Annotated in this window: 11 protein-coding genes; 2 read left to right on the plus strand and 9 right to left on the minus strand. The window is 67.8% G+C overall.

Annotation, left to right across the window (positions count from 1 at the left end):
- Positions 1 to 50: 50 nt before the first annotated feature.
- From ACIQ6R_RS12910 to ACIQ6R_RS12920, 3 genes are all read right to left on the minus strand, one after another.
- Positions 51 to 1,022: a carbohydrate ABC transporter permease gene (locus ACIQ6R_RS12910; RefSeq protein ID WP_404220834.1), complete on the minus strand. Its 972-nt coding sequence runs from the start codon at positions 1,020 to 1,022 to the stop codon at positions 51 to 53.
- A gap of 22 nt (positions 1,023 to 1,044) precedes the next feature.
- Positions 1,045 to 1,989 carry a carbohydrate ABC transporter permease gene (locus ACIQ6R_RS12915; RefSeq protein WP_404180643.1) on the minus strand — a complete coding sequence of 315 codons (945 nt, stop codon included), beginning with the start codon at positions 1,987 to 1,989 and terminating at the stop codon, positions 1,045 to 1,047.
- A gap of 87 nt (positions 1,990 to 2,076) precedes the next feature.
- A complete protein-coding gene (locus ACIQ6R_RS12920; RefSeq protein WP_404220837.1) occupies positions 2,077 to 3,411 on the minus strand; it encodes an ABC transporter substrate-binding protein in 1,335 nt (444 codons plus the stop codon).
- 254 nt (positions 3,412 to 3,665) lie between these two features.
- Here ACIQ6R_RS12920 and ACIQ6R_RS12925 point away from each other — a divergent pair, with 254 nt between their 5' ends.
- Complete coding sequence (locus ACIQ6R_RS12925) at positions 3,666 to 3,920, plus strand: hypothetical protein (RefSeq protein WP_404220840.1); 255 nt, start codon at positions 3,666 to 3,668, stop codon at positions 3,918 to 3,920.
- Between the two features lie 410 nt (positions 3,921 to 4,330).
- Here ACIQ6R_RS12925 and ACIQ6R_RS12930 read toward each other — a convergent pair whose 3' ends face one another.
- The 4 genes from ACIQ6R_RS12930 to ACIQ6R_RS12945 all read right to left on the minus strand — a co-directional run bounded on the left by ACIQ6R_RS12930 (position 4,331) and on the right by ACIQ6R_RS12945 (position 9,769).
- Complete coding sequence (locus ACIQ6R_RS12930; RefSeq protein ID WP_404220842.1) at positions 4,331 to 6,391, minus strand: beta-galactosidase; 2,061 nt, start codon at positions 6,389 to 6,391, stop codon at positions 4,331 to 4,333.
- 54 nt (positions 6,392 to 6,445) lie between these two features.
- A complete protein-coding gene (locus ACIQ6R_RS12935) occupies positions 6,446 to 7,783 on the minus strand; it encodes an ABC transporter substrate-binding protein (RefSeq protein WP_404220845.1) in 1,338 nt (445 codons plus the stop codon).
- Between the two features lie 109 nt (positions 7,784 to 7,892).
- Positions 7,893 to 8,837, minus strand: a complete 945-nt coding sequence (locus tag ACIQ6R_RS12940) for a carbohydrate ABC transporter permease (protein ID WP_404220847.1) — start codon at positions 8,835 to 8,837, stop codon at positions 7,893 to 7,895.
- Positions 8,838 to 8,842: 5 nt separating this feature from the next.
- Positions 8,843 to 9,769 (minus strand): carbohydrate ABC transporter permease, encoded by a 927-nt coding sequence (locus ACIQ6R_RS12945; protein WP_404180661.1) that lies wholly within the window; start codon positions 9,767 to 9,769, stop codon positions 8,843 to 8,845.
- A gap of 282 nt (positions 9,770 to 10,051) precedes the next feature.
- Between ACIQ6R_RS12945 and ACIQ6R_RS12950 the strand changes: the two genes are divergently transcribed.
- Positions 10,052 to 11,044: a LacI family DNA-binding transcriptional regulator gene (locus ACIQ6R_RS12950; RefSeq protein ID WP_404220849.1), complete on the plus strand. Its 993-nt coding sequence runs from the start codon at positions 10,052 to 10,054 to the stop codon at positions 11,042 to 11,044.
- Positions 11,045 to 11,156: 112 nt separating this feature from the next.
- Here ACIQ6R_RS12950 and ACIQ6R_RS12955 read toward each other — a convergent pair whose 3' ends face one another.
- Both ACIQ6R_RS12955 and ACIQ6R_RS12960 read right to left on the minus strand, forming a co-directional pair.
- On the minus strand, positions 11,157 to 11,594 hold the full coding sequence (locus ACIQ6R_RS12955) for an SgcJ/EcaC family oxidoreductase (protein WP_404220852.1): 438 nt from the start codon (positions 11,592 to 11,594) through the stop codon (positions 11,157 to 11,159).
- A complete protein-coding gene (locus ACIQ6R_RS12960; RefSeq protein WP_404220855.1) occupies positions 11,591 to 12,382 on the minus strand; it encodes a YqjF family protein in 792 nt (263 codons plus the stop codon). Before ACIQ6R_RS12960 ends, ACIQ6R_RS12955 begins: the two co-directional genes overlap by 4 nt.
- Positions 12,383 to 12,443 lie beyond the last annotated feature (61 nt).

Consider the following 12,443-nt stretch of genomic DNA (forward strand, 5'->3'; position numbering starts at 1 on the left):
GAACCGAAGTGGTGAACCGAAGGGGAGGTGAAGGGCGCGGGGCGCGCGGGTCAGCCCTTGAGGCTGCCGGCGGTGAGGCCCGCCATGATGCTCCGCTGGAAGATGAAGAACACGATGATCATCGGGATGCTCGCCATCACCAGACCCGCCATGATCTGGTTCTGCGTCACCTGTCCCGCGGTCTGGGAAAGACCGACGCTGATCGTCATCCTCTCGCTGTCCGGCAGCACGAGCAGGGGCCAGACGAAATCCTTGAACACCAACACGACGGTGAAGATGGACACCACACCGAGGATGGGCCGCGAGATCGGCAGGATGATCGAGACGAGCACGCGCCACGGCGGCACCCCGTCGATCTCCGCCGCTTCGAGGATCTCGTCGGGAATCGAGTCGAAGAACCGTTTGAGCAGGAAGATGTTGAAGCCGTTGGCCGCCACCGGGAACCAGATCGCCCAGGGCGTGTTGAGCAGATGCCACCCGAAGATCGGCACGTCCGTGACGGTGATGTACGCCGGGATCATGACGACGATCGGCGGGATCATCAGGGTCGCGAGCATCGCCCCGAGAATCACGTTGCCGAACATCGGGCGCAGCTTGGACAGCGCGTACGCGGCCGTCACGTCCACCGCAAGGGCGAACAGCCAGGCGCCGACCGCGTAGAAGAGCGTGTTCTTCAGGAGCAGCCCGACGTCGAAGAGCTCCCACGCGTCCGCGAACACCGAGAAGTCAGGGTCCTTCGGCCACAGCGTCGGCGGCATCTGGGCGATCTCCTCGCCCGACTTCATCGCGCCCGTGACCATCCAGTACAGCGGGAAGACGAACACGAGCGTGAACACGGACATGACGGCGGCGAGCACCGTCCAGTAGATCCGCGTCCCCCAGCGCGACTTGAGCTCCAGGGGCGAGACGATGGTACGGGTGTGGCCGTCGGCCCAGGCGGCGCGGCGCCTCTTGCGCTCGCGGCGCGCGGTCGGCGGCGTCGCCTTACGGGTGTCCACGACGGTTTCCGGGTGGGTTGTCATGTCAACTGTGTTGGCCACGGGACTACCTCTTCTCGTCGCGGGTCAGCCGGAGCTGGACTGCGGCGACCGCAAGGAGAACGATCATGAGCAGCACACCGAGCGCGCTACCGGCGCCGTAGTTGCCGCCGTAGACGAAGGCGTACTGGTACATCAGGAAGGCGACGGTGACCGTCGCGTTCTCCGGTCCGCCGCCGGTGAGCATGTAGGGCTCGATGAACACCTGCATGGTGGCGACGATCTGGAGCATCAGCATGAGCAGCAGGATCAGCCGGGTCTGCGGGACGGTGACGTTCCAGATCCGCTTGAAGATGCCGGCCCCGTCGAGTTCGGCCGCTTCGTAGAGGTCACCGGGGATGTTCTGCAGAGCGGCGAGATAGATCAGGACCCCGGAGCCCATGTTCATCCACGTGGAGACGATCACCAGCGAGATGAGCGCGGTGTCCGTGGAGTCCAGCCAGGCCAGGCCCGGCAGGCCGACGAAGTCGAGCAACTGGTTGAACAGGCCGGGCCCGGGATCGTAGAACCAGCGGAAGAGCAGCACCGAGACGATCGGCGGCAGCATCACCGGCAGGTACACGACGAATCGCAGGTACCCGCGTGCGTGCCGTAGTTCGTTGAGCACGATCGCCACCGCGAACGGGATCACGTAGCCGCACAGCAGGGCGAGGAAGGTGAAGGCGAAGGTGTTCTTCCATGCCTGGCCGAACGCCGGGTCCTCCACCACCGTGCGGAAGTTGTCCAGACCCACCCACTTGGGGTCGTCGACCAGGTTGGTCTCCTGGAAGCTGAGCACGACCTGCCGGATGATCGGCCACCAGGCGAACAGCGCGAAGCAGAACAGGGCCGCGCACAGGAATCCGTAGGCGGTGATGTTGGTGCGAAGAGTCCTTCTCTGACGTGAGGGACGTGCGGGTGGCCGGCGCCGCGGCCCAGGGGGCCGTTTCGCCTGCATGGTGGATGTGTCCATGGTGATCTCCCGTTCCACGCCGCGGGCCGGGGTGCCGCACTCTGCCGCACTCCGTCGGAAGCGGATGCGACACCCGTTCCGCGACGGTCAGCTCTTCGCCAGAATCGCGTTCGCCTTGCCCTCGGCGTCGGCGAGCAGATCGTCGATGTCGGCGTTCTCACGGGTCAGCACCGCGGACATGGCCACATCCAGCACCGCGTACAACTCCTGCGCCTTCTCCGGCTCCAGCTTGAGCTCGACGTTCTTCGACACGTCGACGTAGGGCTGGTAATACTCGACCGGCAGGACCGCGTTCGTCTCGCGGAGTTCGGCGATCTTCTGGCCCGTCGGCGAGTCACCCATGTAGTCGTTGTTCGGAACGCCCACGGCGTCACCGTTGGCCTTGCCGCGCGCGTAGTCGTGACGGCCCTTGCCCGGGGTGTTGAACTGGAAGTCGATCCACTCCAGGCCGGCCTTGGTCTCGGCGGCGCTCGCCTTCGGATTGATCATGTAGGCCTCGCCACCGGTGAGCGACGCCTTGCCCTCGGGAATGGGGGCGATGCCGTACTCCTCCTTGCTGCCCTGGAACTTCTGCACCAGGTCGGTGACGACGTCCGGGGCGCCGAGCATCATGCCCGTCTTGCCGGCTGCCATCTGCTGCATCAGCGCCTCCCAGCCGATCAGCACCTTCTTGCCGACGCTGTCGTCCTCCCAGCGCATGTCGTGGAGTGTCTGCAGAACCGCCTTGCCCTCAGCGCTGTTGAAGGCCGCCTTGCCGTCCACGACCATTTCGCCGCCGCGGCTGAAGATGGACTGCGCGAAGTGCCAGCCGCCGACGTTGCCGCCGCCGTACTCGCCGTATCCGACGTAGCCGTCACCCAGGTCCGCGACCTTCTTGGCCGCGTCGCGAACCTCGTCCCAGGTCTTCGGCGGGGAGTCGGGGTCGAGACCGGCCTGCTCGAAGAGCTTGCGGTTGTAGACCAGCCCGACGGTGTAGCTGACGTTGGGGATGCCGTAGACCTTGCCGTCCTTGGTGAGCATGTCCCGGACGTCCTGCCGAATGTCTCCGAAGTTCTTCACCAGATCCGTGGACGCGGTGATGTCCTTCGCCTGTCCCTTGGCTATGACATCGGCGTAGTTGGTGACGGGGGCCATGAAGACCGTCTCCATCTGGCCGCCGGCCAGCTTCGCGGCGAAGGTCTTCGGGTCGAAGCACGGCTGCTGGTCCGTGCTCTTGACCTTGACGCCCGGGTGCGCCTTCTCGAAGGCCTTGACGTCTTCGTCCCATGCCTTGCGCTGCTCGGGTGCCGTCTTCGCCGGCTGGCACGCCACGGTGATCGTGACATCCCCGTCGGCCCCGGCGTCCGAATCACCACCGCAAGCCGTGACGGACAGGACAAGACCTGAAGAGATCAGAAAGATCGCGAGGATGCGGGGCTTCATTGCGGCTCCTCCGAGGTGGCACCCAGGGCACTGCCCTGATCGAAGCGTCACATTAGGACGCAGAACAGAGCAGCGCAATAATCTGACCCAACATTGCAAGATTAAGACTGCGCCAGCGAGGGTCATGGGCTGACGCACTGCCGGCAGCCCACCGGCCGATGGGGCGCCAGTCTCGCTTCGCACCCGTTGAGCACGGTCAGCTCAGGCACGAGCGGGCTCGCCGACAAGCGCGCTTCCACCAGGTGGACCGCGTCATGGCGACCACCGCGCTTGACCACGGCGAGGGCCCCCGCGGAGCGGACGCCGGCCCGGCGCAGCGGCACGGGCCTGCGGTCCGCGGGCAGCCGTGCGGCGGCATCGCCGTGCGGGAACTCCCCCTGCGGGACGAGCACCGAGCCCGGCCGGTGGACGAGGGCGTACTCGTCCGGCTCGCGAACGTCGACCAGGTTGATCGGCGCGCCCGCGTCGGGCAGTTCGCGCGGGCGTCCATCTCTCCGCTGAGCAGCTGAGGGCAGGAGGGTTCCTCGGCACGGCGGCGCTCGGTCCTCCGCAGTGGGTTGGAATCGGTTCTGGTTCGCGCTCAGGACGGAGCACAATGGCTCGCAATTTCCTGACTGCTGCCGACGGTCCCGGCGCCGTCAGCAGGTCACGCCTGAGCCGGACCCTCGCTTCCGGGGCAGCCGTTGGCACGCGATGTCCTGGTGCGGGACGTACAGAACGTCCCGCAGGCGCAACCGGTCGTCCGCCGGTCTCGGTCCTCGGCGGCGACGGTTCGAGCGCTTCCCGGAAGTCGTCGCCCAGGCTGGTGACGATCGGCGACGACCAACGAGCAGGGCTTCTTCAGGACGCACCGAAGGGCGCCCGACCACGCTTTTCCGGGTCAGGCGCCCTTCACTCAGGTCGCGGACGACCGCCTCTGTCAGGTTGTCGCCTGGCGGACGACCACGACTCCGCGTGGCGGCAGGACGATCAACTCGTCGGTCCTCGTGCCGACGAGTCCGACAAGGACGTCCCCGGTGAAGCCGGGCAGCGTCACCGGCGTGTCGCCGCGGTTGATGAGGAAGACGTAGCGGTTGTCCGTGTCGCGCCGGACGACCAGTTCCACCTGGCCCCGCGCGTCCTCGGGAAGTTCACTGGTGACGCCGGCCGGGGCGAGCAGATCGGGAAGCAGCCCGACAAGGCCCGGAACACCGAGGCGTGTCGAGACGTAGGTGGCGGAGCCCTGGCTCGCCGTCCGGCGGGTCACCGCGGGGCGTGCGGCGTACGGGCCGGTGCGGTAACGGGCGAGAACCTCGACCTCAGGTCCGGTGACGGCGATCCGGTCGGTCCACAGGCTTCCGGCCGTGCCGTTGTCGAGGTCCACCGTGGCGCCGTCGGGAAGTGGCCCGAACTCCTCGATCCGCAGGCCGAGGAGTTCGCGCAGGGCGCCGGGATAGCCGCCGAGCCAGATGTGGTCGTTCTCGTCGACGATGCCGGAGAAGTAGGTGGTGATGAGGTGGCCGCCGCCCTCGACGTACCGGGTGAGCTCCTTGACGAGTTCCTGGGGCATCACGTGCAGGACGGGTGCGATCACGACGTCGTAGGAGGGGAGGTCGCTGTGGTGCACGGGCACGACGTCGGCGCGGACGCCGAGTCGCAGCAGCGCGGAGTACCAGTCGAGGGCCTCTCGGTGGTAATCGAGGTGCGAGGTGGGGTGGGAATCCTGCTCGCTCGCCCACCGCGAGTCCCAGTCGAACAGTACGGCGACGCGTGCCGGTTCGCGCTCCGTCCCGGCAAGCGGCCGCAGCGTCCGCAGGGTCCGGCCCAGGTCCACGACGGAGCGGAAGAGATCGCTGTCGGCGCCGGCGTGCGGAACCATGGCCGAGTGGTACTTCTCGGCACCGGCGGCGGACTGGCGCCACTGGAAGAAGCAGACGGCGTCGGCACCGTGCGCGACGTGCAGCAGCGAGTCCCTCGCCAGCTCTCCCGGCAGTTTGGGCATGTTGACCGGCTGCCAGTTCACGGCGCTGGTGGAGTGCTCCATCAGGAACCACGGCTGATGGCTCGCGATGCCGCTGGTCAGATTGGCGGAGAAGGACAGCTCGTCGCGGTCCTGGGGCCCGGGGATGACGTAGTGGTCGTTCGAGACGAAGTCGACCGCGCCCGCGTTCGTCCAGTCCGCGTAGTCCATCCCCTTGATGCCGCTCATCACCATGAAGTTCGTGGTGACGGGCACATCGGGGGTCAGTTCCCGCAGCACGTCGCGCTCGGCCAGGAGGTGCTCCTTGAGCACGTCGGAGGAGAAGCGCTTGAAGTCGAGTTGCTGCGTGGGGTTGGGGTGCGAGGCCGCGAGGCGCGGCGGCAGGATCTGGTCCCAGTCGCTGTAACGCTGGGACCAGAAGGCGGTTCCCCAGGCGTGGTTGAGTGAGTCGAGCGTGGTGTACCGGTCGCGCAGCCAGTCCCGGAAGGCGCGGGCGGCGTCGTCGGAGTAGTCGTAGACGTTGTGGCACCCGAGTTCGTTGTTGACGTGCCAGGCGACGAGGGCGGGGTGTCCGGCGTAGCGCGACGCCAGTTTCCGTACCAGTCGGAGTGCGTGCGTGCGGAAGACCGGTGAGGTGGGGCGCCAGTGCTGGCGTGCTCCGGGCCACAGGGTCTCACCGGTGGCGGTGACCGGCAGGATCTCGGGGTGCGCGGTGGTGAGCCACGGCGGTGGGGAGGCGGTGGCGGTGGCCAGGTCGACGCCGATGCCCGCCGTGTGCAGCAGGTCCATCGCCTCGTCGAGCCAGGTGAAGTCCCAGGTGTCGGCCGTGGGCTGGATCCTGGCCCAGGAGAAGATCGCCAGAGAGACGATGTTCACGCCGGCCTCCTGCATCAGCCGGACGTCCTCCGCCCACACCTCCCGCGGCCACTGCTCGGGGTTGTAGTCGGCGCCGTAGCCGAGCCGTCGGGTGCCGTCGCTGCCCTTGGGATGGGGGAAACGGGAGGTGAGGGGGGAGTTCATGGAGGTCCTTTCAGGGGCCTGTCGGTTCGGTGGAGGCTGCCGGGGCTCCCCGCGCTAGTCGTCGATGGTGAAGCCCTGGTCGCTGCCGTACTCGAGGGAGGCCTTCTGCCAGTCCGCCAGCCCCTGTGACAGCTTCGTGCCGGAGACGTAGGCCTTGCCGACGGTGTCGTTGAAGATCGAGTTGGCGTACACCTGGTACGGCAGGTACTTCCAGTCCGTGGGTACGCTCTTGGCGGACTCGGCGAAGATCTTGTTGGCCTTCTGGCCGCCGAAATAGGGGAACTCGGTGTTCTGGAACGCCTCGGAGTTCAGGTCCTTGGTGGTCGCCGGGAAGGCACCGTTCTTGATGCGGGTCTGTACGCCCTCCCCGGAGTTGGCGTATTCGACGAAGGCGTAGGCGAGTTCCTTGTTCTTGCCGAGTTCGGGCAGCGCGAGTGAGCTGCCGCCGTTCTCGGAACTGGTGTCGGCTCCCTCGGTCCACTGGGGCATCGGGGCCACGCGCCAGTCGCCCGCGGCGTCCTTGACTCCGGAGGCGAAGTTCGCGGGCATCCACGCGCCGGTGGGCAGTGTGGCGATGGTTCCGTCACCCAGGCCCTTGTACCAGTCGTCGCTCCAGCCCACGACGGGCATGAGGAGCTTCTCGTCGATGAGCTTCTGCCAGGTGTCGGTGTACTTCTTGGCGCCCGCGTCGGTGAAGTCGATGCCGACCTTGGTGCCGTCCACCTTGTAGGGGTGTGATCCCGCCTGCCACAGAAGGCTGGTGGCCAGGCCGGCGTCACCGACGTCGCTCGTGATGTACGCCTTCGGGTCCGCCTTGTGCAGCTTGCGGGCCGCCTCGACGTATGCGTCCCAGGTGGTCGGCACCGCGATCTTGTGCTTGTCGAAGACCTTCTTGTTGTAGAAGAGCGCCATCGGCCCCGAGTCCATCGGCAGGCCGTAGACGCCGTCGCCGGACTTGACGGAGTTCCACGGCCCCGGCGAGTAGGAGTCGGCCAGTTTGTCGGCGCCGTACGCCTTGAGGTCCGTGACGTCCTTGGTCAGGGCGTACTGGCCGAGCGCGTAGTACTCGATCTGCGCGACGTCGGGGACGACCTTCTTGGCGGAGACGGCGTTCTGCAGGGCCTTGTACTGGTCGTTGTTGGTGCCGGCGTTCACGAGATCGATGTCGACGTTCGGGTACTTCTTCTCGAAGTCGGCGGCGACCTGCTTCAGCGTCGGCTCCCATGCCCACACGGTGACGCTGCCGCCCTTCTTCAGGGCGGCCTGGATGTCAGCGGCTCCCACCGCCTTCCGGTCGGAGTTGTCGTCGTCGGAGCCGCAGGCGGCCGCTCCGAGCGCCAGGACGCAGAGGAGACCTAGGCCGCGCAGCAAGCGGCGGGAGTGCTTGGGCATAGTGGTACTTCCAGTTCCTTTGGGTTCGGCTGGGACGTGCGGGCCCAGAAGCGGCCCTGCGGCGGCTCTCCTTGACGCTTGCGGCTGCTCTCCTTGTCGCTTGCGGCGGCTACTCCTTGACGCTTCCGGCGGCGAGTCCGGACTGCCAGTACTTCTGAAGCAGGAGGAACGCCGCGATGAGCGGCGCGATGGTGAGCAGCGAGCCGGTGACGACGAGGTTGAAGACGGCCTCGCCGCCGGCCGTGGCAGCCTGCTTGTTCCAGGCGTCGAGACCGAGCGTCAGGGGGTACCAGTCGGGGTCCTTCAGCATGATCAGCGGCAGGAAGTAGTTGTTCCACGTCGCGACCGTGGTGAAGAGCAGCACCGTGACGGTTCCGGGCGCGAGGAGCGGCAGCGCGACCTGGAAGAAGGTGCGCAGCTCGCTCGCGCCGTCGATCCGGGCGGCCTCCATGAGCTCGGTGGGGACTGCCTCGGCGGCGAACACCCACATCAGGTACAGGCCGAACGGCGAGATCAGGGACGGGAGGATGATGGCCCAGGGAGTGTCGGTCAGACCGATCTTGCTGAACAACAGGAAGGTCGGGACGGCGAGCGCCGTGGTGGGTACGGCGACGGCTCCGATGACGACGGCGAACACCGCGCGTTTGCCGGCGAAGTCGAATTTGGCGAGTGCGTAGCCGCCGAGGACGGCCAGGAGGGTGGCCCCGCCCGCCCCGACCACCACGTACAGGAGGGTGTTGAGCACCCAGCGGCCGAAGACGCCGTCCTGATAGGTGAAGGTCTCGGTGATGTTGCTCCAGAGGGCGAAGTCCCCGTCGAACCAGAGACCGAACGACCGGGCGAGGCCCTGTTGCGTCTTGGTGGCGCTGATCACCAGCCACAGCAGTGGTACGAGGCTGTAGAGCAGGACGACGCCGGTGAGCACGGTGAGCAGGATGCTGCGGCGGGGACGGCCCGGGCGGTGTGGGCGGCGCGCCGCGCGCAGTCGGGGGGCCGCGGCCGGCCTCGGTGCGGCCGTGGGCCGCGGTGCGTCGGTGGTGCTGCTCGTCGTCATCGCGCTCACGCTCCCTTGCGCATGCCGCGCAGCTGGACGACATAGGCGACGATCATGGTGACCAGGCCCATGACGATGGCGACCGTCGCCGAGTAGTTGTGCTGCTGGCCCGAGAAGGACAGCGAGTAGGTGTAGTAGTTCGGGGTGTAGTCGGTGGTGATCGCGTTCGGCGCGAGCTTCTGGAGGATGGCGGGCTCGTTGAAGAGCTGGAAGCTGCCGATGATCGAGAAGATCGTGGCGATGACGAGGGCGCCACGGATCGCGGGGAGTTTGATCGCGGTGATGACGCGCCACTGTCCGGCGCCGTCGATCTCGGCGGCCTCGTAGAGCGAGTGCGGGACGACGCGCAGCGCGGAGTAGAAGATCAGCATGTTGTAACCGACGAATTCCCAGGTCACGATGTTGCCGATCGAGGCCAGGATCAGCTCGGAGGAGAGCGGGTCGGGCAGCCGCACGCCGAAGGCGTCGTTGATGTCGCCGACCAGGCCGAAGCGCGGGCCGTACATGAAGCCCCACATCAGTGTCGCGACGACGGCGGGCACCGCGTACGGCAGGAAGACGGAGATGCGGAAGAAGTCCTTGCCGAACAGACGGCCGCTGTCGATCGCCAGCGCCACGAGCAGGGCGAGGCCCAGCATGACAGGCACCTGGACCAGCAGGAACAGGCCGACGCGCAACACGCCGTCCCAGAACCGGCCGTCCTGCAGGGCCTGCTCGTAGTTGTCGAGGCCTACGAAGGAGGTCCCGCCGATGAGCTTGGTCCGGAAGAGGCTCAGGTAGACCGAATAGGCGAGCGGCGCCAGGAAGACCAGCGCGAACACGAGCGCGAACGGGCCGATGAAGCCCCATCCCGTCCAGGAGCGGCGCGTCCGCCGCACCGGTGGCCTGGCCGGACGGGCCCCTGCGGCCGCCGGTGGTTGCAGCGTCGTCATCTCGCGTCCCTCGTTCGTCCCTGCCGAACCCGAGGTCTACGCAAACGCCGGGTCGCGGAGAGAGGTCAGCCGACCTCCCGACCAGGTACTATGTTTACGTAAACATCTAATGGCGGCATGTCTACACTGCGTCCGTAGGAGCGGTCAAGGGTCGCTCGGAAAGCAGGAGAGGAACCGGTGGACGGAACAGGCAAGGACTCCCCGGCGCCAGGCACAGACTCCCCGGCGCCAGGCACACCGCTGCCCGCGACCCGAACGCCACGCCGTCGGCGCACCGTCTCGATGGCGGACGTCGCCCAGCTCGCGGGCGTCTCCTCGCAGACGGTCTCCCGCGTCTCCAACGGCTTCCCCGGTGTGAACGAACAGACGCGTCAGCAGGTCCTCACGGCCATGAGGGAGCTCGGCTACCGCCCCAACAGTGCGGCGCGCGCTCTCAAGCGCGGTGAATTCCGCACGATCGGCGTGATCACGTTCACGCTCGCGACGACGGGCAACGTGCGCACGCTGGAGGCCATCGCCACATCGGCAGCGCAGGAGGGGTACGCGGTCACACTCCTGCCGGTCGCGGTACCCACCCAGGACGAGGTACGCGGTGCCTTTTCCCGACTGGGCGAGCTGGCGGTCGACGCTGTCATCGTCATCATGGAGGTCCACCTCCTCGACGCCGCCCGGCTGTCTCTGCCGCCGCACGTGAAGGTCGTGGTCGCGGACTCGGACGCCGGGGACCGCTTCACGGTGGTCGACACCGACCAAGCGGGCGGGACGCGGGACGCCGTGCGCCACCTGCTCGAACTGGGACACCGCACGGTCTGGCACCTCGCCGGTCCCGAGGAATCGTTCGCCGCTCAGCGCCGAACGGACGCCTGGCGCGCGGAACTCGAGTCCGCCGGCCGCGAGCGGCCGCCCCTCGTGCGCGGTGACTGGTCGGCGGAGTCGGGCTACCGCGCGGGACTCCACCTGGCGGAACAGCGGGAGTGCACCGCGGTGTTCGTCGCCAACGACCAGATGGCCCTCGGCCTCCTGCGCGCACTCGACGAGCGCGGGCGCAGGGTGCCCGAGGACGTATCCGTCGTGGGGTTCGACGACATCCCCGAGGCCGGTTCGTTCCTGCCCCCGCTGACGACGGTGCACCAGGACTTCGCCGAGGTCGGCCGCCGCTGCGTGGAAGGTGTCCTGCACCAAGTGCGGCAGAGCGATCCGGAACACGGCACACGGCTCGTCCCCACCCAGCTCGTCGTGCGGAAGAGCACCGCGCCGCCGCCCGGCCGGCGTTGACAACCGTCGTGGTCAATACACCCGGTCGGCCCCTGAAGGGTGGACCCGCTCGGCCCTCAACACCCCAGCCGTACAATGGAGATGCCCGGCTCAAGGCCTTCTGCAACACCCTTTAGCCGGCCCGGACCTCGGTGTTCTGGCCGGCGTGCAACAGCCAGCGCCCGTCGTCCTGTTTGGTCATGACGTACAACGGGGCGCCCTCCGTGTCGCCCTCGGCCGAGTGGTAGACCTGCTTGACCTTGACGGCGGCCACGTCGGGCCGCAGAAACTGGATGTGCGCCGCCTCGTAGGTGACGTCACCGTCCCAGACGGCGCCCGGCAGCACGGCTCGGGTGAACTCGGCGATCGCGTCGAAGCCCAGCAGGACCTTGCCGTGGGCGGTCGTCCAGAGGGCCTCGGAGTGGAAGAGGGCGAGGAACCCCTCGGCGTCCCTGGCCCGCTGGGTGCGCTCGACGGTGGCCACGACCTGTTCGATGGCCTTGATGTCTGCGCTGTCGGCGTCTGCGCTGTCGATGTGGGTGGTGTCGATGTGGGTGGTGTCGGTGTTCATGCCGACCACTCTGATACCTCAAGCGAGCTTGAGGTCAAGGGCCCAGTGGCAGAAAGGCCCCGGGCGGGACGGCCGAGCCGGACCTGGACGCCCGGTGAGTACAGGACACTGACCGGGGCGTCGGTGGGGGCCGGGATTCCGGCGCTCGCGATCAGGTCCTCGTCGCAGGTGAGGAGCTCGGCGCGGTACAGGGGCCAGCGGGCATGGTGGTTGGGCAGGTACGCGGCACCGCCGAAGAACATGTGGTGCATGCCCCAGCGGGCGGTGAGGAAGTGCTCCAGGCCGGTCGGCTCGTGGATCCGTTCACCGGGCCGTACGGCGATGCGGCTGTACGCGCCGCGCGGGCCGGGCCGGCGGCGGGAACTGGTGTAGGTCACGGTGTCGCCGACCGTGCGAACGGCCATGCGGGACCACAGGTAGGGCAGCCGGAAGCCCACGCGGCCCATCAGCACCGGAATCAGCCGCGAGGCGTCCATCGACCGGAACGCCACACCGCGCCGCCCGTGCGCGTCCACCGAGTACAGCCGCACGTTGGTCTCCGGGAACGAGCCGAAGTACGGCACCCCGGGCAGTCCCAGCCAGCCGACCCGGTGCATGCGGAAGGCGACGAGCCCGACGAACGTGAGCCCGTCGTGCGTGTCGGGAACGGTGCCGCACGGCATCAGCCCGGCCACGGTGGCGGGCTCGACGGCCCAGTGGACGAAGGCGAGATCGAGCCACTCCTGGGTGAGGAGCGGTATCCGTATCGCCGCGGGGGCGTCGGGAGTGATCGCGGTGGGCTTCTGCACGGCGCAAGAATGGCAGACGGTCGGCTGTGCGCTTCGGTGCGAGGGTGACTCACGGGCGAGG

Source organism: Streptomyces sp. NPDC096048 (genome assembly GCF_044763415.1).
GTDB lineage: Bacteria > Actinomycetota > Actinomycetes > Streptomycetales > Streptomycetaceae > Streptomyces.